At 58.2% G+C, this 20651-nt stretch carries 24 protein-coding genes and 1 tRNA gene; 6 read left to right on the top strand and 19 right to left on the bottom strand.

The features are described 5' to 3' along the window. Window positions 1-470: 470 nt before the first annotated feature. Window positions 471-1043, bottom strand: coding sequence for a transglycosylase SLT domain-containing protein (locus tag GNP00_RS12715; protein ID WP_011581216.1), 573 nt, complete (start codon window positions 1041-1043; stop codon window positions 471-473). Between the two features lie 386 nt (window positions 1044-1429). On the opposite strand from GNP00_RS12715, the gene GNP00_RS12710 reads away from it, so the two are divergent. Beyond that, the gene (locus GNP00_RS12710) at window positions 1430-2131 is read left to right on the top strand and encodes a hypothetical protein (RefSeq protein ID WP_041544696.1); all 702 of its coding nucleotides are present in this window, start codon (window positions 1430-1432) and stop codon (window positions 2129-2131) included. A gap of 64 nt (window positions 2132-2195) precedes the next feature. Here GNP00_RS12710 and GNP00_RS12705 read toward each other — a convergent pair whose 3' ends face one another. The 7 genes from GNP00_RS12705 to GNP00_RS12675 all read right to left on the bottom strand — a co-directional run bounded on the left by GNP00_RS12705 (window position 2196) and on the right by GNP00_RS12675 (window position 8137). Next, window positions 2196-2549, bottom strand: coding sequence for a phage tail protein (locus GNP00_RS12705; protein ID WP_011581218.1), 354 nt, complete (start codon window positions 2547-2549; stop codon window positions 2196-2198). Further along, window positions 2549-4756, bottom strand: a complete 2208-nt coding sequence (locus GNP00_RS12700; protein ID WP_157038064.1) for a phage tail tip lysozyme — start codon at window positions 4754-4756, stop codon at window positions 2549-2551. The genes GNP00_RS12705 and GNP00_RS12700 overlap by 1 nt, the downstream gene beginning before the upstream one ends. A 262-nt stretch (window positions 4757-5018) precedes the next feature. Next, a complete protein-coding gene (locus GNP00_RS12695) occupies window positions 5019-6677 on the bottom strand; it encodes a terminase large subunit (RefSeq protein WP_049764757.1) in 1659 nt (552 codons plus the stop codon). Between the two features lie 30 nt (window positions 6678-6707). Next, a complete protein-coding gene (locus GNP00_RS12690) occupies window positions 6708-7025 on the bottom strand; it encodes a phage head closure protein (protein WP_011581221.1) in 318 nt (105 codons plus the stop codon). Beyond that, window positions 7025-7432: a DUF3168 domain-containing protein gene (locus tag GNP00_RS12685; protein WP_041544697.1), complete on the bottom strand. Its 408-nt coding sequence runs from the start codon at window positions 7430-7432 to the stop codon at window positions 7025-7027. The genes GNP00_RS12690 and GNP00_RS12685 overlap by 1 nt, the downstream gene beginning before the upstream one ends. Next, window positions 7432-7848 (bottom strand): HK97-gp10 family putative phage morphogenesis protein, encoded by a 417-nt coding sequence (locus GNP00_RS12680; RefSeq protein ID WP_011581223.1) that lies wholly within the window; start codon window positions 7846-7848, stop codon window positions 7432-7434. Before GNP00_RS12680 ends, GNP00_RS12685 begins: the two co-directional genes overlap by 1 nt. A 1-nt stretch (window position 7849) precedes the next feature. Further along, window positions 7850-8137: a head-tail connector protein gene (locus GNP00_RS12675; protein ID WP_011581224.1), complete on the bottom strand. Its 288-nt coding sequence runs from the start codon at window positions 8135-8137 to the stop codon at window positions 7850-7852. 169 nt (window positions 8138-8306) lie between these two features. Between GNP00_RS12675 and GNP00_RS12670 the strand changes: the two genes are divergently transcribed. Further along, a complete protein-coding gene (locus tag GNP00_RS12670) occupies window positions 8307-8798 on the top strand; it encodes a hypothetical protein (RefSeq protein WP_011581225.1) in 492 nt (163 codons plus the stop codon). Here the strand turns inward: GNP00_RS12670 and GNP00_RS12665 are convergent. The 9 genes from GNP00_RS12665 to GNP00_RS12625 all read right to left on the bottom strand — a co-directional run bounded on the left by GNP00_RS12665 (window position 8795) and on the right by GNP00_RS12625 (window position 15443). Next, a complete protein-coding gene (locus GNP00_RS12665; protein ID WP_011581226.1) occupies window positions 8795-9265 on the bottom strand; it encodes a hypothetical protein in 471 nt (156 codons plus the stop codon). The two genes, GNP00_RS12670 and GNP00_RS12665, sit on opposite strands and share 4 nt — an antisense overlap. Continuing rightward, complete coding sequence (locus tag GNP00_RS12660) at window positions 9262-9534, bottom strand: HNH endonuclease (protein ID WP_343034323.1); 273 nt, start codon at window positions 9532-9534, stop codon at window positions 9262-9264. The genes GNP00_RS12665 and GNP00_RS12660 overlap by 4 nt, the downstream gene beginning before the upstream one ends. A 70-nt stretch (window positions 9535-9604) precedes the next feature. Beyond that, window positions 9605-10186, bottom strand: a complete 582-nt coding sequence (locus tag GNP00_RS12655; RefSeq protein WP_011581228.1) for a hypothetical protein — start codon at window positions 10184-10186, stop codon at window positions 9605-9607. Between the two features lie 32 nt (window positions 10187-10218). After that, window positions 10219-10689, bottom strand: coding sequence for a hypothetical protein (locus GNP00_RS12650; protein ID WP_011581229.1), 471 nt, complete (start codon window positions 10687-10689; stop codon window positions 10219-10221). Between the two features lie 98 nt (window positions 10690-10787). After that, complete coding sequence (locus tag GNP00_RS12645) at window positions 10788-11957, bottom strand: phage major capsid protein (protein ID WP_011581230.1); 1170 nt, start codon at window positions 11955-11957, stop codon at window positions 10788-10790. A 1-nt stretch (window position 11958) separates the two neighbouring features. Beyond that, the gene (locus GNP00_RS12640) at window positions 11959-12519 is read right to left on the bottom strand and encodes an HK97 family phage prohead protease (protein ID WP_011581231.1); all 561 of its coding nucleotides are present in this window, start codon (window positions 12517-12519) and stop codon (window positions 11959-11961) included. Next, on the bottom strand, window positions 12516-12860 hold the full coding sequence (locus GNP00_RS12635) for a gene transfer agent family protein (protein ID WP_011581232.1): 345 nt from the start codon (window positions 12858-12860) through the stop codon (window positions 12516-12518). The genes GNP00_RS12640 and GNP00_RS12635 overlap by 4 nt, the downstream gene beginning before the upstream one ends. After that, window positions 12853-14103: a phage portal protein gene (locus tag GNP00_RS12630; RefSeq protein WP_011581233.1), complete on the bottom strand. Its 1251-nt coding sequence runs from the start codon at window positions 14101-14103 to the stop codon at window positions 12853-12855. Before GNP00_RS12630 ends, GNP00_RS12635 begins: the two co-directional genes overlap by 8 nt. A 515-nt stretch (window positions 14104-14618) precedes the next feature. Further along, the gene (locus GNP00_RS12625; protein WP_011581235.1) at window positions 14619-15443 is read right to left on the bottom strand and encodes a hypothetical protein; all 825 of its coding nucleotides are present in this window, start codon (window positions 15441-15443) and stop codon (window positions 14619-14621) included. A gap of 494 nt (window positions 15444-15937) precedes the next feature. On the opposite strand from GNP00_RS12625, the gene GNP00_RS12620 reads away from it, so the two are divergent. Next, window positions 15938-16192: a hypothetical protein gene (locus GNP00_RS12620; protein ID WP_011581236.1), complete on the top strand. Its 255-nt coding sequence runs from the start codon at window positions 15938-15940 to the stop codon at window positions 16190-16192. A 57-nt stretch (window positions 16193-16249) separates the two neighbouring features. Beyond that, entirely contained in the window at window positions 16250-16456 is a 207-nt protein-coding gene (locus GNP00_RS12615; protein WP_041544698.1) for a hypothetical protein, read from the top strand. On the opposite strand, the gene GNP00_RS23725 is transcribed toward GNP00_RS12615, so the two are convergent. Continuing rightward, entirely contained in the window at window positions 16438-17706 is a 1269-nt protein-coding gene (locus GNP00_RS23725; protein WP_011581237.1) for a tyrosine-type recombinase/integrase, read from the bottom strand. The genes GNP00_RS12615 and GNP00_RS23725 overlap by 19 nt on opposite strands. A gap of 187 nt (window positions 17707-17893) precedes the next feature. Further along, window positions 17894-17968, bottom strand: a tRNA-Asn gene (locus GNP00_RS12605). Between the two features lie 195 nt (window positions 17969-18163). Here GNP00_RS12605 and GNP00_RS12600 point away from each other — a divergent pair. Together GNP00_RS12600 and GNP00_RS12595 are read left to right on the top strand one after the other, a co-directional pair. After that, window positions 18164-18463: a hypothetical protein gene (locus GNP00_RS12600; protein ID WP_166016075.1), complete on the top strand. Its 300-nt coding sequence runs from the start codon at window positions 18164-18166 to the stop codon at window positions 18461-18463. Between the two features lie 169 nt (window positions 18464-18632). Next, window positions 18633-20588 (top strand): hybrid sensor histidine kinase/response regulator, encoded by a 1956-nt coding sequence (locus GNP00_RS12595; protein WP_011581239.1) that lies wholly within the window; start codon window positions 18633-18635, stop codon window positions 20586-20588. Window positions 20589-20651: the final 63 nt, after the last annotated feature.

Below are 20651 nucleotides of genomic sequence, written 5' to 3'. Positions count from 1 at the left end.
AACAGCTTCCATAAGCAGGCACCTCCGGCGGCAAAAAAACGGAAGTCTGGCTATGGTGAAAACGCCGGAAAGGCGGGCAAAAGCAGTCACGCCAATTAGGCGAGCTGAAGCGAAATTATTAGCAAGGAGAATAGGTTAGCGGGAAACACTGAACCGGCAACGGAGCGCCCGGCAATCAAAATCACAAGCACCGTCTTTCGAAAGTTGGGAGCGACGCCGCTCCATTTCTGCCCTGTATTCTTCGGGCGACATGTATCCGGCATCCACCCAGGCGCGAAGCTGTGCTTCCTCCACCTCGCTGAGACGGATCCTGTTCTGGCCGGATTGATTATCGTGTTGTGGATTTTTCATGCTTCGCCATTGGGACAGCAGAAAGCCTCCCGCTGATTGAGAGTATCCGATGGGGCAATCGCCCGCAACTTCGGGCAAAGGGCCGCAGCATCTATCCTGGGGATCACCAAACTTGCCGATCAGTAGCACCCGGCAAGTTGCGTCGCATAGCTATTCGCCATGCTCGCTGCTCTCCCGGCCGCCTCCTTCATATGGGAATTGTTCTTCCAGGTGCCGCGCGCGTAGCCTTCCTGGCCCGCATAATATGCCAGGTAGAGGTTATAGGCATCGTTGAGTGCAATGCCGTTGCGACGGTGGCTGCGCTGGTGATACCAGCCAACGAAGTCGACCGCATCGCTGAAACTGTTGCGGTCCGCCGTCCACCTTCCGGTTTCCTGCTTGTACTGGGCCCAGGTTCCGTTCAGGGCTTGAGAGTAGCCGTAGGCGCTCGACGGGCGCTTCCACGGTATAAAGCCAAGAAGCTTCTTACGTGGCGGCCTTGCATGGGCCTTGTAGCCGGATTCGACCCGTATAGTTGCCATCAGCACCGGGACCGGCACGCCATAGGTCCTTTCGGCGCGCTTGGCGGCGCTATACCAATTGCCGAACCAGCCGTCCTTTTGGCTAAAGACGGCGCAGACATTGTTGATATTGCTGGGGGTGCTGGCACATCCCGCGAGTGCGAGCAGCAAGATGAGGGCCGCGGCGCGCATGGAAACTCCACTTTTTACCCGACCCTTATGAGGAGAATCCTAATTTTCCCCTTAGCCAGGCGTTAACCAGTGGCATCCGTGCACGTGCCCTGCCCGGCCAAAAACCGCTGACCGCCGGGTAAATCAGATACTTAATGGAAGAAAGTGGCTCCCCGGGCCAGAGCCATGTCATAGATGATCACCTGTAATGTCAAATATTTAGGTCGTCAAAGTAGAGCATTTTGATTAGCAAAATGTTTAGCAAACTGCATACCTCGTTTGATCCTGTTCACCATTGGACCGCATTCGCAGGCAGTGACCGCCGATCTATGACCAGCCTGCCAGTTTACCTTCACGCACCGCACCGCTAAACCTCTACACCAATAGGGGCTTGGATCGTGCGGACAATGACAAAAGTGCAAAGCTGGATAGTCTTCATCTGCTCAACCGCTGCACTCATAGGGTTTTGCTTTTGGTTCTACGCAGAACCCTCCTTTGAGCCTGCAATAGGCATAATTGCCGGTATCGGCGGCGTTGTCGGCAGCTTTTGGCCATTCTCGCCCCAAAAGCCCCGCCTGAGTCCTGAGGAGCGCATTGCCGCGCGTGACAAATGGCGTCCAATCTTCCGAGACTATTTCCTTAATGCTGCGCGTAAGGACTATCGTGGTGACTGCATCGTGCACGATGTGAACCGTCTCGATGACTATCCAAACACCGAAGAGAATCCCAAGGGCATTTCCCCATGGTTCCGCGTTGGCCTCATGGGTACATACGAGGGCGGCGTGTTGTTGGGGCTCCGATGGACGTACCTTGTTGATGAAGGCGGAACGTGGAAGGAGTACGAGTCACGCAAGCCTGACGGCGCTGTAAAGGTGATGCTTTTGGGCGAAGTGCCTTACGAATCTATCGAGTCGGTAAACTTCGACGGCGACGATTATTACAACAAGCCGCACCTGTTTTGTCACTTTGAGCACGGTGGCGAGCCATATAAACGGCTGTTCTACGGCGAGGAATTTCGGCTTGATCCTGGCTTTCCCCATCACTACCGAGAGATAGCAGAATACCAACACAAGCCGGCCCGATGGCAGTTTTGGAAGAGAGGTGGCTGAGCGGGGAAAGCTAAATCTAAAGGCTCGTTCACAACCGTTTGCAACCGGTGCAAAAAACACCGCCCTACGGGTCGAACACCTCTTCGAAAGCCGCACTGATATCAATGGCCCCGTCCGCGTACGTTTTTTGCCACTCACTGGCTATCCATTTCCGTTCGACCGACTCACCCGGAAGAGTCCATAGGAACGGTTTGTAGCCGGCGCGTTCCTCAAAGAAGCTAGTCAAGGCGTCGGCTTCATCACTCGTCAGAACAGAGAAGACGGCAGAGCATTCCCGATTGATCGCATTGAGCCCGTCGCCCGTGCGCTGCGAATAACCGTCGCCGAACCCTGCCCGGCGCACGCGGGGCTTTACGGTCAGTGTGGAGCCGGGAGAAATGTCGACGATGCCGGGTGGGGTGAAAACAGGGTAGGCCATTAGTGTGTCTTCCTCTGACTGAAGAGACCGCCGGCCCGCATCTGGTCTTGTGCGAACTCGGCCATTTCCTTGCGAATTGCGGCACGCGTCTCCTTGGCGATCTGTTCTGCCATGGCCTTGTCGGCTTCCGGTCCGCGCGAACCGCCTTCCACATTGATCGCAATGGACGGGGCAAAGGTGGTGTTGTTGGTTGAGGCAATTGATCGGGCAAGGCCGGTTGTGCTGCCCACGTGACCGCCTTCGGCAAAGGATGCCACGCGGCCCGAGTTGATGGCTTCGAGCAATGCGCCGTGCTTGCGGGCTTCGGATGCTTTCACCACAAACTCGCCATCGGAGAGACGGGCGGGAATGCTGTCGCTTGTGCCGGTGCCAGGTCCTGAGACCTTGCCACCGCCAGAGAAGCCCAATAGACCACCCAGCAGGCCGGCGAGGAAGTTGTTGCCGCCTGCCAGAGCGCCTTTTTGCATGCCGCTAAACGCCATCTGGAGGAGCTGTTGCGCGATCTGGGCAAGAATTTGCGAGAACTCTTGGGCGGTAATTTTGCCGTCTGCAAGGGCACTCACAAGGCCGGAAATAGCCGTCCCGGCGATACTGCCGAGTTGTTCGGCCTGCGTGGTCGTATCGGACAAGTTGTCTTTAACGCCGCTGGTAACTTCGCGAAGGTTTTCCCACGGGTCGATATCCGGGGCCGGAATCTTCGGCATTTCCCACATGCCGGGATCGCCCCAGCCGCCAGCAACGCGGGCAAACCCTTGTCGTGCGGCGAGGTTCGCATGGTCGGGGTGCGGACGCTCGAACTCAGTCATAAACAGTCGTGCAGCTTCAGCAGGATCGGACAGAGAGTTAATGCGGCCAAACAGGCCGCTGCGGCGCATTTCCTGCACGGCAAAGGCCACCTGCATAGCGGCATTGTCTCGGCCTCCGAAGGCCAACAGGTCATTCATTCGGGGACCGTGATGCTGAAACAGGCCGTGAGACGTACCGCCGTCGCCCATTGCGGTCGGGTCAAAACGGCTTTCTTGGTATGCATTGCCGGTGATGCCAGCGGCAGCGGCATGGCTTAGTCCTTGGTCGCGTAGAAGGCTGTAGACCTTCCTACCCCGTGCCATGACATCGCCGGAAAGTGCTTCGATCTCTGCCGATGCCCTAGCACGGTCCCGCCAACGGCCTGCCGCTTCATATTCCTGTCGGTTCTTTGCAGCATCGGCAGCTTTCCGGTAGGCGGTTTCAATCGCGTCGGATTGAGCGAGCGTGTCCAGTTCGGCCTTCAGGTCCGGCACAAGTTCCTTCAGCTCTTCCAGCGCTGTTTGGAAGTTCGCTGCACTGGTCGCGGCGCTATCGAAGGTGCCGCCTGTCTGTTGCGTCGTGTCCCCAAGCTGGTCAAGGGATTGGTCAAGCCCCTCCCCCGTGCCGGTCAGATTCGCAATTTCCGCGTCAACCTCTTCAAGCTGTCGGCGGAAAGATTGCAGGTTGAAATCCTTCGCCTGACTGTCTGGAAAAGATTCCGTGTCCTCGATCTGTCGCAAAAGGTTCGCGCGCTCATCCTGAAGGCGCTTCAGCCGGAACTCGTCGGAACCGTAATAGCGGCGATTTTCCTCCATCTGGTCATAGCCGGGAAGCCATTCACCACCAAGGAAGCTTTTGATCTGTCCAAGAATGCCGACGCTCTCAATCGCTGCTTTTTTCGCGTAGACGGTAAAATTGCGCCAAATCTTGTTGAACTCGGCATCGATCTTCTTTGCCGCTTCAATCTGCTCATCAGTGAAGGTCGCGGCCTCGGTGCGCATGCGCTGGATTTCTGCCACGGACGCACCAAGAACTTTAGCCATTTCTTCAGCGCCAGTGCCGCCGAACATGTCATCAAGGATGCGGGTGCGTGCGGCGGCGTCGAGCGTCTGAAGCTTACCTATGATCTCGTCAAGAAACCGGCTGGGGTCTTTCAGCTTCTTCGCGACTTCCTCGGCAGTGTAGCCTAGCGCCTCGAAAGCGGCTTTCGCGCTGCCATTGCCAGTTTTGGCGAACTCGTCACCGCGAATGTTCAACTCTTTCAAGGCATCGGTAACGCCGTCAACGCTCGCGCCGGTCGCGGTCGCAACATATTGCCATTGCTGCCAAGTCTTCGCCGTCACTCCAGCCTTGCGGGCTTCCCTATCCACCTCGGCAATGGAACCTGCCACCTGCCGAAATGCCGTGACGATGCCGGCCATAACGGTAACGCCGATGGTCGCCTTGCTGGCGAGCGCCGCGAAGTTGTTCGCTATATTGGCCGTGGACTTGCCAAGATAGGTTTCAAGTCGGTCGCCCGACTCCTTCGCGCGGCGCTCGATCTTGGCGAAATTGTCGTTTGCGGTGCGGTTGGCTTTCGCGAAATTCTTCTCAAATTGGTTCATCCTCGCTTCAAGCGAGACGATAAGGCGTTCTTCTTCGGTTGCCATGGGATTACCTCAGATTTGAAACCCGTTGCAAAATTCACCACACAAGGTCTTGAGCGGTGACCTTCGGGTCATCGAAAATCGAACGTACATCGCCTTCGCCGGCAGCGGCACGGGCAACGGCCATGGCTGTTGCTACGGCCCCGTCAATCTTTTCGGTGGACTTGGCCTTGTTGAAAGACTTGTTGCCCTTACCGTCGTCCTGAATAGCGATGTTGGCGAAGTTCCATCGCAACACGGGATGACCGCCGTGGCGGAAGCGCCCGGCGAGGATTGCCCGTTCAAGCTCTTTGATGGCCGGACCCATGGTGACCCAGCCTTGCCGGAAGGAAACGGCGGGATAGCCGTCTTCAAGCAGGTTGTTCATGAGCATCCCGGCATAGTGCGGATCGAAGGCGATTTCCCGCACCTGATAGGTTTCGCAAAGATCGCGGATGGCGTCTTCAATCACGCGGTAATCGGTGACGTTCCCGGTCGTGGTGGTAATCCGGCCTTCGGCTACATGCTCGGCATAGGGGAAGCCCGATTGCGTCTGCCGCTTTTCCACATTGTCGGCGGGCATGAAAAAGAACGGAAGGACGATATAACCTTCGTCAAGGTCGGGGTCGCGGAAGGCAGCGACAACGGCGGAAAGGTCATCCGTCATGCCAAGGTCCACGCCTATCCAGCACGGCAGGCCGGCAAGGGCTTCAACGTTGATAGGCTTATTGCCCCGGTCGTAAATCGACATTTCGACAAAGGGCGACGTGCTGCGGTCGAGCCACATATTGAGGTGCAGCATTTTGAAGGCGTCACGCGCGCCGGGGCTGTCTTCGGCAACGCGGGCTTTCTGGCGGAGCTTGTCGAGCGGCGGATAACCGTGAGGGATGCCCGGATTGGCGAGCGGCCATAGGCTTTCGTCGCGCCAATCCGCTTCGGCGGGCACTTCAAAGAGAAAAGCTAAGGTGCTGGGTTCTATGATCTTGCCGCGCGCGATCTTGCGGGCACGTTCGATCACTTCATGACCGATAGTATCCTGGCCCCGGCCTGCCGTGGTGATGGTGACGCGAAGGCTGTTGGCGGTCTTCGTCAAGCCCGTGTCGATAACGTCCCAAAGATCGCGCCGCGCCCATGCGTGCAATTCATCGCAAAGGGCAAAGGCCGGCGTTCGCCCGTGCTGGGTGCCGTGATCGTTCGATATGGCTTCGAGAAAAGAGCCGTTCGGAAACTGGATCGTGTTCCGGTAATCCTGAATGCGGATGGTCTTCGTCGGGTCGGTTGCCCGGTTCGCCTGCCCCTTCTTCCATAGGTCTGCGTCTCCGGCGTGGAGAATGCCAAGGGCTTCCTGATAGGCAATACGGGCCTGCTTTTTGTCGCCGGCCGCGAAGATGGCTTCGCCGCCCGGCACGGCCTCCGGTCCGTGGGTGTGAAGCAAGGAAAGAGCCGCGCCGAGCGAGGTCTTGCGGTTGCCCCTGCCGATCAGGATCACAACATCGGAAACGATACGATTGCCGTGTTCATCGCACGGGCCGTAGATCACGCGGACGATTTCTTCCTGCCAGGGGTCAAGCTGGAATGCCTTATTTGGAAGGCGGGATTTCGGGTGCTTTAGGGATCGAAGGAAATCAACGGCCCGCTGCCCGTAGCCGAACGGGTCGGGGATATCAGGGAAGGAATTTGCAACCGGTTGCAACGGGCGGGTGCGCCTCCTGATCATCGGTTCGGATTTTGCAACGGGTTGCAATTTTCAGCCCTCCGCCGCCGTCGCGCGAAGGTCGAGACCGCGCCGCCTGCCGATCTCCTTCACCTCTTTCAAGTCATAGGTCTTGCCGCCATAGGAAACCCTGTCGGCAAGTGTGAGACCGTTGATATGGCGAATGCGGAAGACGATGGCGGCTTCCGACGATGCTCCCCATCCGCGCGTGAACTCCTCGGTCGTGACTTGGATGATCTGCGCCCGGACGGTGGCGAGGTCCGCCCACTCCTGTACGGGTGTCCCTACTTCGTCATAGGTCTCGGTGAACCGCTGAATTGTAATCGTCCTGTCGAGCTTCCCGGCACGCATCACGCCACCTCCATCACACGCGCGCGGATCGACATGACGCCGTGAGAGTGTTTGCCGTCCGGGTCGCGAAGAAACCGGGTCGAAGCAATTTGTAGGCCCACGACATGCAGTCCAGTGGCGGTAAGCGGGCCATCGGACAGGGCGGCACGGATGGCCCCAGCGATATTCTTCGCGCCGGTCAGCCCTAGTTCGGTTTGCCAGATATGAAGGTCCGCGAAGACTTCATGCCGGTTGCGGGAAATGCCATCGTCCGGCAAGGTCTGCCCTTCCCCGATGATGACGCATGGAAAGGTCGTCGGTAGGCCGTTGTGGTCGCCGATGGACGTTGCCGGCACAAGAGACGTGACGGCGGATGATGCGACCAAGCGGGCATGTATCGCGACTGTGAGGGTATAGCTCGGCTCCATCACTTCCCCCAATTCTCTTTCACGGCCTTGGAGATGGCGCGCTTTATGCGGTTCGTCGCCCGCTTCCTATTCAGCCGGAAGGCCGGCCAAAAGAACGGCTGCGCTTCGGTGTCTGCCGTGCCGTATTCGACTAGGTGAGCGTAACGCACGTCACTGTTTCCGGCAGTGATCAGCACTTCATTCTCTGCCGCCTCGCGGGAACCGCCCGGCTGGGAATAGCGCGGTGTCGATTGTCCCGGCGCGGTGACTTCGATGCTATCGCGAAGCTCCCCGGTGTCGACGGGAGCGAGGTGGCGCATGCTTGCGGCCATCTCATCGCCGGATTTCTTCAGCGCCGGTTCCACGGCCTTTTTAACGGCCTTCGGGATGGCGTCTAGGCGCTGTTGTAGGCGGGCAAGCTGTGCGGATTTCGCCATTTTAAAAGCTCCATGCCCGGTGTTGGTTGACGATATCCCACACGCCAAAGGGGACTTCCTCGGCAGTGACGCCGACTAAGGTTGCTTCCCGGTTCTCATAGAAGTGCCCGACAAGCATTTTGACCGCGTGTTTCAGGTCGGCGGGCACTGTGGCCATTTCGGCCATCGGCGTTGCAAGCCAACGGTCAATCCAGCTTTCGGCAGCTTCAATCAGAGACGTAATCAGCGCGTCGTCATCGCTGCCGGTGACGTTGAGGAAGGCCTTTGTATCTTCAATGGAATTGATCATAACGTCCTACCCATCAACTTTTCTGATTGCAAATCGCGCGCGTGCCTCCCCACGCCGGTCCCCAAGGGACGGTGGGAAATTGTCGAGTACCCCCCGGCCCGTGCTTGCTCGCTGGCTGTTGGTGAAGGTATTGTTTCGGCGTCAGTGAACGCTTGCGGAGGGGGATCGAATGGACTTCAGTCAGATTGAAAGCGTGCTTGGCCTTGCGACCACGGCCTTGGGAGCAACCGGCAAGGCGGTCTCCACCGTCGAGGCAGTCAGGAACTTGTTTTCGTCCGGCAAGACGCCTGATAGTGGAGAAGCCAATAAGCTGTTGAATGCGCTCGCTGGCGAACTCACCGCTGCCAACATGATGAACGTTCAGCTTAGCGAAGCACTCAAAGTGCTTAGTCGTGAATTGAAGCGGCAGGATGAATTTGAGAACGAAAAGGCCCGATACGAGCTTTTCCAAACAAGCCAACAGGATGTAGTCTTCAGGCTCAAGGGCGATATGGCGAACGGACAACCCATCCACTTCATTTGCCCCGTCTGCCTGAATAGTGACAAGCAGATCAGCTACATCACGGGTCAAGGCGACTACAAGACCTGTCAGAAAAACCGCGATCATTTGTTCAAGTTCAATGACACACCTCTGCCGATACGTGATTACTATACATTCTAGCTGCTGCATGTGTGTTCCTCCCGTTGGTCGCGGGTGGAATGACAGGGTGTGCGCTGGGCTTTCCTGAAGTGCTGGACCATGTTGCGGATGATCTCGACATTGCGGCGGTGAAGCTTGGCGCGTTGCGCCCGGTTCATAACCGGCTCGGTAAGAGCACGTTGGAGATGCCATCCTTTGTCAATGCGGTATCTAAGCGTCTGAAGGGGGATGCCGGTTTCTGCTGCCCACTGGGTTAGTGTCAGGGCTTTGCCATCGAAGGTGTAGAACTTGGAGCGCTCAAAACATCGAATTGTGTTGAAACGAACCGTGGCGGGATTTTCCCATCTGTCGCGCATCCACGCTTCGACCTTTGCGGCTTCTAGCTGTCGGCATTCCTTGGAATAGGCGAGCGCGCGGGCGCGGGCAGCTCTGCACTCCGCTGCGAACTCTTCCTGTTCGATTTTGCGGGCGCGTTCGGCGGGAGTCATTGCCTCGCCTCCATGCTTTGCTTTTTCGAGCTATGACAGGGCGTGCAGAGGGATTGCCAGTTCGATCGCTGCCAGAAGAGCTTGCGATTGCCCTTATGCGGGGTCTTGTGATCCACGACGCGGGAAGGTTGGCCGCACATGAAACAACGTGGATTGGCTGCAAGGTATTCTGCCCGCGCCTTTTCCCACTTGCTATCATAGCCGCGCTGGCGTGCGGTGGGGCGTTGCTGGTCGTGACGGGCTTTACGTTCGCGGTCGGCATCGATCATGTGCTTGCAACGCTGACCGGGAGCGACGACGCAACCGCAAGCGCGAAGGGATGGAGCACGCATAGGCATCTCATTCCGCCTTTCCCGCCGCCGTCTGGATGACAGTGCCCAACGCGCGGAAAGCAGACTTCACATTGTCGTCGGTAAAGGCTTTGGTTTCTGGTTTGGGCTTGTCTTCCCCGCCGCCGAAGATCGCTTTCAACATCTCCATCCGGCCTTTGTAGGCTTCGATGATTTCGGCGGGGGTGCTGTCGAGGGTTTCGGCTGGGGTCCAGCCTAGCCAACCGGTGCCGGTGCGGTAGAGCCCGTTAAGGTGCTCGGAAATGGTGACGGTCTTGCCTTCGGCGCTGCCCTTGTCCTCACCTTCGGCGGGAGCGTCTTCGGTCTCGATACCCGTGCATCTGCCGATGTAGGCGATCAAAGGGAATTTCAGGTTGGACAAGCCCGCGTCGAGAACGTCAGCCGGGGAGAGGTGCGGACAATGCGGCCCAATGATCTCATGTGCCGCTGACAAGCTGTCTTCCGCCACCTCACGCATGAGCCGGGCAAAGGAACCTTCGCGTCGTTCTAGGCGGATAGCATGACGCAATGACGGGCGGAGAGTGATTTGCTCCCCGCCTATCGTGATGGTTATGTCATTCGCGATGCTCATGGGATTTTGCACCCGGTTGCAAAGTTCTCGAACTAAGCGCCTGCCGTGGCGGGAACTTCGATAATCGCGCCACTGATAGCCAGTGCGAACGTGGTTTTCGTGATATCGTCGGCGCCGCCAAGGGAATGCCGGGCGCTCCCCACAATGGCCTTGAAATAGAAAACGCTGTTGGTGCCGGTCGGATTGGGCTTGTCGTTAAGCTCCACCTTGAAGTTGAAAGGCAGGCTGCTTTGCTCGGCGGCACTGAGGGCAAGTTGCCCCGCGTCGGCGGCATCGCGGCCCACGACGATTGTCATCGTGCCGTTGTCACGGCTTCCCTTCAACTTCCGCACAAAGTCTTGGTCAACGTACTTGCCGACAAGGATTTCGGCCTCGCTGCCGACTTCGCCCATGTCTTCCACATTGCTAATTGGCGTGTAGGTATCTGCGGCGAAGCTGGTTGCGTCGGTTGCGGCAGCGGTCGTGCCGATGCTGATTTTCGATTTCGCTGTTGCGCTGATCATGGAAAAAATCCTTCTAAGGGACTGGACTGCCGTCACGGCGTTCAATCGGGTTTCAGGGGTTAGGCGGCAGGGTTTATCCCCGCCGCCCGTGCTGTCGATTAGGAGGCGGCGATTTTCAGCGCCTTGAAGGCTTCGGCCTTCACTACACCGCCGCCGACGCGACGGCGCATGTGGAACCGGGTCTGACCCTTGGACGCCATGGTGTAGGGGTCGCGCAGGACGGCGAGCGAAACCCGGTCCACGATCCGGTATCCCTGCTGGAAATCACCGATCAGGATTGGCAGGGCGTCCGCCGTCACGTCCGGCATGTCAGGCATCTCGGCGACGGGACGGCCAAGGATCGTCTCTGGCTGTCCGTTGGCGATGCCCGGTTGCCACAAGAAATTACCCTGGCTGTCCTTCAGCTTGCGCACCAATGCCAGCGTCGTGGAATTGAGCGCCCACGTTGCATTGCGGCGATAGGCCGGTGCGAGCTTGTAGAGCAAGTCAATCAGCTTGTCGGCTGGTGCGGTGCCCAGCGTCGAGGCGTTGCCTGACACTACGGTTGCGATGCCCGTATCCGCGAGGATGCCCTTCGGCTTGCCCGTGCCGTCTCCGGCGACGAATGCAACGCTTTCCAGCCGGCCGAACTCTTCCGCCGCGTCGAATGCGAGTTCGCTTTCGAGGTTGAACGCGCTGTCTTCCAGCAACTGATTGCTGATATCGACGTAGCATGCCGCTTCAAACGGGGTCAGTTCCACCTCGCCATAGGCCGGTTGGGTGCTGGCGCGGTCACCGGTCTCAGCAACCCACGCGGCGGTCATGGTCCCGGTGCGCTTCGGCATGCGGACGTTCGCGCCGGCCACGTTCATCACGCGCGCATACTGACGCACGGGCGAGAACTGGACGACATTGCGCAGCATCTCGGCAACGAAATTATCGGGCACAAGGAAGCCGCCTGCCGCGTCGGTCGAGACCGTGAGGGCGCGCTGTTCGTCGGCGCTGAGATTGGTATTGCCGAAGCGCAGGAAATTGTTGAAGGCGCGCTGTTCGATGCTTGGCTCGTTGCGCTGTTCGGTCTGGACGTTCGGACGGGAAAGGCGGGTTTCGAGCGCGGCAATGCGGTCGTTTGCAGCGCGAAGGGCTTCGGCCTGCGACGTGCGGAATTGTTCCGACGCGGAGCGAAGTTCCTCGACCGCCGCCGTCGCGGCTGCAACGGGGTCGGTGTTCTCATCGCTGCGGATTTCGAGCGGTTCGGAACGCGTTTCGATTTTCATATGCTTGGTCATGTCAGTTTCCTTTCAGAGCGAGCGCGGCCTTGCGGCACGTTGCAACAAAGGCCGCTGCGCTCTCGCGGCCTGTTTCTCGGACGGAGGTCACGCCGCTCCCCGGAACGGATGGAAAAGCGACAATCGAAATCTCATGAAGACGGGCTTCTGTGATCCGGCGAACGCCGTTCGCGCGGCGTTCGTCCTTCACGGTGCGGAAGCCGATGGATAGGCCGGATACGTCCTTGGCCTGCAAGAGGGACCGGACTTCCTGCGCTTTGACGACGGCAAGGTTAAGCTTGCCCTTGGCGGTCAGGGCTTCGCCGCGCACCTGAAGAGAAGACCAAGAGCCGATCACTTGCGCCGGGTCATGCGACCACAACATTGGTATCGGCCCGCGCACATTGGCAAAGGCTTCCGGCGCGAACTGCGTCCTGTAGCTGTCCACGACATTGAAGCGGACGGCGGTGCCTTCGATCTCACCACCTTCACCAACGGACGAAAAGCGGACTTCCACGTCCAGCGTGTCGCCGGGGTGGGCACTACGGATTTCTGTGCAACCGGTTGCAAAATTCGTAGTCATTTCTCCGCCTCCTTCTTCTCGGCAGTATCCAGCGCGTGCCCGAACATGACTGTTTCGATGATGGTGAGTGCCAGCACATAAAGCTCCATCACGGGGAGCGGCACGGCGTAGGCGGCTATAAGTGCGGCTGCTTCCTTCGGGTCGGCTCCACCACCGATCAAGCCAAGGCGGACCATTTCCAAAAGCTCGGAATGCCGAAAATCACGCTGTAAGAAACGGCGGAACAGGCCGCCGATGCCCGTATTCGTGACGCGTTCAAGCTCAATGATGAGTTCGGGCGTAAGCCGGAAATCGTGTTCCCGGTCCCCGAAAAACCGGCGATGCGTCGGAAGGTCAGGCATCGGCCTTTTCCTTTTTTGCAACCGGTTGCAAATTTTCGGCCTTGCCCGTGGAAGTATAGGGATTTTCCAGCTTGTTGCCGCCATCCATGGCGGGAAGGTTTTCGAGGCGGCGGGCTTCGTTCGCGGTCATAACGCCAGCGGCCCGCCATTTGGCGACGGCTTCGGCCCGCTCGGTTGCGTTGCCTTGCAAGAGGCCGTCCACGACAAACTCAACGGTAATGCCTGCCTGCCGATCTTCGTCCGAAAGCAGGACGCGGCGGTAAGCGGCCTCCCATGCCCGGAACCAAGGCATAAGACAGAACGTCACGAGCTGCCGGTTGGCTTCCGTGATGTTCGACCATGTAGCGCGAGAGAAATCGGCCAGGAACGTAGGAGGCACATTGAATGCTCGCGCGATCTCCAAAATCTGGAATTGGCGAAGCTCAAGGAACTGACTGTCAGTAGATTTGAGGGTGAGCGCCGTATAAGTAGCGTCTGCGTCAAGCACGGCGGTTCCGCCGTTGGCGGTCATGCTCTGCCAAGACTGTTTCATCTTTGCCGCCGCGTCTGCGGTCAAGCTCTTGGCGAAACTCAAAATACCGGAGGGGCGGGCCTGATTGGCGAAGAGCCGTGCCGCGTGAGCTTCGAGCGTGACGGCAAGCCCGATGGCCTCACGGGCAGAGCGGATAGGCGCTTCGCCCTTCACGCCGTCCAGCGATGCGAGCGGAGCAATATGGATAATGTCTCGAAATCCGTAGATGTGTTGCCCACGGCCTTCCGTGACGCGGAAACGCGGCTCGCCGGTCAGGGTGTCTGTTTCGACCATGACGGCGGTCGGAGATAACCGGACAAGTTCGACAACACGGCCATCGCGGTCACGGTTCGCAAAAGCAAAGCCGCCGCCGTTCAACATGGCATCCATGGTGAGTTGTGAGCGAAGCGCTCCGGCCGATGTCCAGGGATTGGCGTCGCGATGGACAATCGACGCTGCCGGATGATCGTGTGCGACTTCCTTGCTCGTGCCGTCAGCCGATTGGAAAACCTTTACCGGCAGGGTGCCGGTGGTGCCCGCGATCAGTTCGACGGCAGCACGGACGGCGGGAACGCGAAGGGCGGTGTGCGGTGAGACCGATACGCCAGACAACGCCGGGGCAGCGGCGAATAACTCAATCAACCAATCTTCAGGGCCGGCAAGCGAACGCTGTTCCGTCGCCGCGTCGGCGGCTGTCTGTGTGGCGCGGCGGAAAAAACTGAAGCGGGACAATATCTTTCTCCGGGGTGGAAAGGATCGGTGCCGCGCCAGAAAGGGCGAGGGAACGCGGCACCGCTCTTAAGCCCGAACCACAACGAGCCGGAAAGATAAATCCCACAAAAATGGCGGATTTGTCAAGGTATTGATCTAAAATATACTTTAATCGATAGCAAGATACACTTTATTAGTCAACTAGTTGCTTTTAAAACAGACGATAAATTCCTGCCTATTCTGTCTTGCGACCGATTTTGCAACCGGGTGCAATTTTCATTGTTCAGGGCGACTCAGATTGGTGGTGGCCGGCGGAACCGGGGTCGGTTTTTTTTCGCCGGGGAAATCGAGCGCTGACGCTGCCGGACATTCGCCTCAGAAAAAGAAAAGCCGGAAGACGAGGCCGGGCGACCGCGTAAGCGGGCGTTCCGGAGCTACTAAAATCTCTTTCTAAAATCCCCTTCTTCTACCCTTCTTCTATATTGGGGTCGGATTTCCGACCGGTGAGTGGCCGGATTTCCGACCAGCAGAACCCTTCATTTTTGAGCATTTTCGAACTCCAAACGGAGCACTCTGCCGTGGATGCAGATGAAATCTATGTCCGGGTATTGTGGCATGGTATAAAACTCACCAAGGCCGGCCCAGCGCTCCACTAGCCAATCAATGAACGCGTGGCATTGCTCGACTCCCATGCCAGACCAATGTCCTCTAATTGCTTGCGCGACCATAGAATGTTGGTGTTCCGTCCACGGCCTCATGTTCGCTGCGGGAACCTTGGTGTATTCTCGCATTAATGCGTTGCGCATGGTTCGCTCTAGCGTGGACGTCTCAAGAGACCTTCGATCAGAGGGGCGTTGACGTATCCGTACTCCCTCCGGGGGTGCATCTGGGATGGCGGGCGCGGCCGGGGGGTTCCAGTCTATGTTTGGGCGAATAATCATTCCCTTTTTAAGTCCGGAGCGATTCACAGCAATCAATCCCTTGGCTTCGAGGGAGGCCAGTATCTCTTTAGATTGGGTTCTGCCGATACCCGTTCCTCTGTTCCCCTTTGGACCGTCAAAACCCTTCTCGATGAACTCATGGGTAAATAGTTTTTCCGGCTTTCCCCACAATACAGTTTCGCCAAAGATGAAGAGTAGCATCTTGACTTCGCGGGCAGGAAGTTCCAGCCATTCACGGCAAAACTGCCTTACGGCACCTAGTTGTGCCAACGCGTCATCCAATCCGTTGTTATCCGGCCCATAATGGCCGTGCTTGCGCCACTCTCTAGGCTTTTTCCTAGCCGGATTTTTTGTACTGCTTGAATCGTTATTCCCCGCGCCTCTGCCGGGGAAAGAATACACTTCTGCCGTGTTCGCCATTTCGGATTTCCTTTGGTCTGCGGGGGCGGCCCACTCCCGACCAAAGGAAAAAGTGTGGAGCCGCCCCCGCCTAAAAAGTCCGCCACCTCGCGCAAGGCGGTCGAACCGCGCACTTTTCCCATAGCACGGCGGACAGGCGATTTACAGTACATGTTCCCCTTGGGGTCTCGATCTATGCTGTTGACTAAGACTTCGTACTTTGCCGCCGCATGTAGAACACAGTTTTGTTGCCTACATATATTTTGATCCCCTCTTGCGCTCTATTAAGTCGGCGCGGTAATTTGGTTCCCGTGAGCAATGCCGACACAACGGGGACTTCAAATGAAAGCTTGCACTGAAACAAAGGCGATTAAACCGCCCCACGAACCGCACCGGGAAAAATTTCTTGAAATCGCGCAGGATATCCGCCGCGCCGCCACAAACCCGATGAGCTTCGAAGAGGCTCTAAGTCATGCGTACCGGCTTATCTCGCCGGCCCACGGAGACACAGTTCAATGAGCACGCTCACAATGGTTGCGCTGGTGGCGGCGCTCTGGACGGCTGGAGCTTGGATGTTCATCGGCGGCGCAATTCGAAATGCATCGATGCACGGAACGCCGCACGCAGATTCTCAGAATGCCCTAGCCGCCCTTCGGCAGCTTGATCTTGCTGCTCTGGTCGCGCTGGTTCTGCTTGTGGTTATCTGGCCAGCGGTGTTCGCCCGCGCGTTTTTCCTCATGCTGCTGGACAAGGTGCGGGGCAATCGCTGAATTTCCCGCGAACTCGGAAACTTGCAACGCGTTGCAAGAAATTAGCTAATAAAATCAATGCTTCATTCCTCACACATAGCCGACGATCACGGTTCGACACTGAAACGGCTCTATGCCGCCCGTGAGACCGTGGCGCGGCTTGTGGTCGAGGATTCTATATATGCGCCTATCTTCACTCGCCTTGAAGCGGAGATAGCAGCCGAAGAGGCGAAGCGCGATCCTGTCGCCCGCGCCCGGGCAATCGCTCAAATCGCGATGGCTTGAAGCACGTCGCGCTTGTGCGCCAGCGTAGCGCCTTCGCCGTAGCGCTCCCGGCCAAGGGAGTGCCCGAATAGGTCGCGCCGGATGCGCTCATCAATCCCAGCCGCAAGCATTCGGTCCTCGAAAGAGTGCCGGAGCGAATAGAGCGAGTGCTCCGGCGTTTCGAGGAGTTTATGCTTCCGAAGGAACTTGTTCACGGTATCGCTGATCTTGTCCTTGAACCGGTAGGTCGGAAAGCCGTTCGAGCATTGCTTGAAAGCTTCCAGCGACACGCCGACAAGGGGTATGACGCGTTCCGAAACCTTGTTCTTTAGCTGCCGCCCGACCGGTTCAATACTGATATGCGGAACGTCCGCGTCAAGGCGGATATGCTCCGGCAAGAGCCCTGCCGCCTCGCCCGGGCGGTAGCCGGTATTGACCATGCCTAGCAGGATGCAACGGGCTTCCGTATTGAGCCCGTCGAGCGCGCCGGGGGCGAGGAGTTTGGTCTTTATCCAATCGACGGAGAAGGGCGGACGGGTGCGTTCTTTGTCCGCCCGGAAGCTGAGGCCATCGAGCGGAAGGACAAGCCCTAGCCGTTTCATTTTGACGACTGTCCGCAGGATATTGCCGATGTGCTGTAGGTCTTTGTTGCCCGTGTCGGGCTTCGCGTCCCCGGCAGCGATACGGTCTAGCCAGTGTTGGCGGAAATCAAGCATGTCGTCGGGGGTGATGTCGGCAAGCTCTTTGTCGCCGATGATCTCTATCAGGTTCGCAATGGCCCGCTTGCGGGGGTGCTCCCATCGGCGAAGCTGGTCTTCGGACTTGCCGAATGTGTCCTGCTTGGCGAACGTCCAATAGAGTTCGAGGGCGCGACTGATCTTGATACCCGGTTCGCGCGCGCCTCCTAACACGGCCCGGGCTTCGATCTGTGCGGCATCGCCGGAAAGCTTGGTGACGGCTTCGACGCGTTCAAGCAGTTCCTCGCGCGGCAGCTTGGCGACCTTATCAGCGGATAGATAGCGGTAGCCGCGAACGGCAGCTAATTCCCGCGCCGCCTCAAACTGGCGTTCCGCATCGTCGGTCGCGCCGGCAAGGCGGGCCTCCCAGCCGTCGAGCATGAGTTGCCATGCGGATGGCGCTTTCTGCTGGGCGACGGTCTCAGAGTCGGTGTGAAGGGAAATCCAAACCTGCTTGCGCGGCTCTACCGGCTGATAGCGCTTCGGCACGCGGCGGACGATATGGAACGTGCGATGGCGACGAACTAGCTTCACTTCTAAATGCCCTGGCGAGGTACTTTGTTTTCGTCAACCTACACAAGCCGGCGATGTATGGCAAATTGTTTAGCGAAATGATTAGCAAAAATCGGCGCACAAAAACGCCCCGCGACGCCTTTTCTGCGTATTGTGTAGGAAAATCAAAGCTTTGAGGGAATTGCGAGCAAACCAAAAGGAAATAAAGTGGCTCCCCGGGCCGGATTCGAACCAGCGACCAACCGGTTAACAGCCGGTTGCTCTACCGCTGAGCTACCGGGGAATGCCTCGCTCTGACGTGTGGCGAGCCTATAGCAAACAGATTCCAGCTTTGCAAAGCTGGTTTCTGTAATTTTTTCGCAAAGCCGGAAATAAGCCTCACCTTTTCCGTGTTCGCACTACATATGGGATACGCGCTGGGGCCGTTGCAAGGAGCAACAGCCGGGGGCGCGGCAAAGAAAAAGACGATGAGAAAAATATGCGCAAAGGCGACGGACCGGACATGGGGATGAATACCGAGCAGGGAAGAAAACATCACATATCTTTTGCCGGCCGCCGCATCCCGATGCCTCAAGCCCGCGCTTCGCGAATCGCGATCGGCATGTTGCTGGTCCTGCTCGGGCTATTCGGCTTTCTCCCGATCCTGGGATTTTGGATGGTGCCGCTCGGCCTGTTCGTGCTCTCCTACGACATTCCGGCCGTGAGGCGGCTACGGCGCCGGCTAGAGGTGTGGTGGCATCGCCGGCGGCGCGAAAAGAAGGAAAATCACCGCTTCTGATCCTCCCATTGCCGGCAGATTCGGTTGCGGCCACGGAACTGGGAACGAATATGCTGCTTTCGGAATGCACTTTTTCTGCATTTTACGATAAGCGAGGGGCAACCTTTTCGTGTTTTCCTGCGTTCCCCACTGTTGAATCGTGGGACCGCAATGCCATGGGCGGGAAATAATGCTGCGTGCAAACCGGGAGCTTCTTTCGGGGTCGGCGGAAGATCGATATCGCCTTCTGGTGGAGGCGATCACCGATTACGCCGTCTACATGCTCGATATCGACGGCTATGTGGTGAGTTGGAATCCCGGCGCGCAGCGCTTCAAAGGGTATGAGGCGTCCGAAATCATCGGACAGCACTTCTCACAATTTTATACTCCGGAGGATCGAGAGGCGGGACTCCCTCAAAAGGCCCTTGCCGTTGCGGCTTCTGAAGGCCGTTACGAGGCGGAGGGATGGCGCCTTCGCAAGGACGGCTCGCGTTTCTGGACGCATGCGGTCATCGATCCCATCCGCGACCCCGCCGGGAGGCTGATCGGCTTTGCCAAGATCACCCGTGACCTGACCGAGCGAAAAGCGGCGGAGACAGCACTCAAGCAGAGCGAGGAGCAGTTTCGCATTCTGGTCCAAGGCGTGACCGACTATGCCATCTTCATGCTCGACCCCAACGGCCGCATCATCAGTTGGAACGCAGGCGCCAAGCGTATCAAAGGATACGACGCCAGCGAGATTATCGGCCAGCATTTCTCGCGCTTCTATATGGAGGACGAGCGGGAACGAGGAGAGCCGCAACGGGGGTTGAAGACCGCCGCCAAGGAAGGACATTTCGAGAAGGAGGGTTGGCGGGTCCGCAAGGACGGTTCGCGGTTCTGGGCGAGCGTGGTTATCGATGCGATCCGCGACGAACGGGGTGAACTCATCGGCTTTGCCAAGGTCACGCGCGATATTACGGAGAAGAAGGAAGCCCAGCGCGCTCTGGATGAGGCCCGCGAAGCATTGTTCCAGGCACAGAAGCTCGAGGCGATCGGCCAGCTCACCGGCGGCGTGGCGCACGACTTCAACAATCTGCTCATGGTCATTCTGAGCAGCTTGGACCTCCTTCGCCGCAAGCTGCCCGACAATGACGAAAGAATCCGCTCGCTTGTCGACAACGCGGTTCAGGCAGCTCAGCGCGGCGCATCGCTGACCCAGCGTATGCTTTCTTTCGCCCGGCGTCAGGAACTGAAGCGCACCGCGGTCGATCTTCCTGAACTGGTTCACGGCATCAGTGATCTTCTGCAGCGCACGCTCGGACCGCTGATCAGGATCGAGACGCGGTTTCCACCGACGCTTCCCAAGGTTCATACCGATGCCAACCAGTTTGAATCGGCGCTCCTCAATCTGGCGATCAACGCACGGGATGCAATGCCCTCCGGCGGCCCTCTGATCATATCCGCGCGCGAGGAGACGATCTCGGGCGGCCCGGGCGCCAGGCTTGCGCCCGGCCGCTATGTTTGCCTTTCGGTTGAAGACCGAGGAGAAGGCATGGATGAGGAGACGCTTGCTCGCGCAACGGACCCCTTTTTCACCACCAAGGGCATTGGCAAGGGTACTGGCCTTGGGCTGTCGATGGTGCAGGGGCTGGCGGAGCAATCGGGCGGACGGCTGTCCCTGAAAAGCGTAAAGGGAGAAGGCACGACAGCGGAGATGTGGTTGCCAGCAATCGATGCCGAAGAGCTGGCCCAAATGCGTGAGGAGCCGCGCGATACTCCCTCATCGGAATTCCCCCGGCCCGCGGTGGTCATGGTTGTGGATGATGATCCTCTGGTACTTCTCAACACAGCGGCAATGCTGGAAGATCTCGGGCATACAGTGATCGAAGCCTCTGACGCGGAGGAAGCGCTGAACGCGCTGCGGCAGGATAACAATATCGATGTCGTTATAACCGACCAGGCGATGCCTGGTATGCGGGGTGATGAACTGGCGGGCGCAATCAAGGTGAGCTGGCCGGATCTTCCGGTCATCATTGCGACGGGTTACGCGGAGCTTTCTCACGCAACGAGGGCCCAGTTCCCACGCCTGTCGAAGCCTTTTGGCCAGAAGCAGCTGGCGAGTAAGCTAGCCGAGGCCCTCCGATCCCGGCGTCTGACGACCTAGCCGGGATGCGGCATATATAGCGAAGTGGCCGGCCTCCCGGCTGACTTTCGCAGTGGTGCAGAC

This window comes from Chelativorans multitrophicus, from assembly GCF_011317445.1.
Classification (GTDB): domain Bacteria; phylum Pseudomonadota; class Alphaproteobacteria; order Rhizobiales; family Rhizobiaceae; genus Chelativorans; species Chelativorans multitrophicus.
The sequence above is the reverse complement of the archived record's forward strand: the minus strand, read 5'-3'. Positions and strand labels throughout refer to the sequence as shown.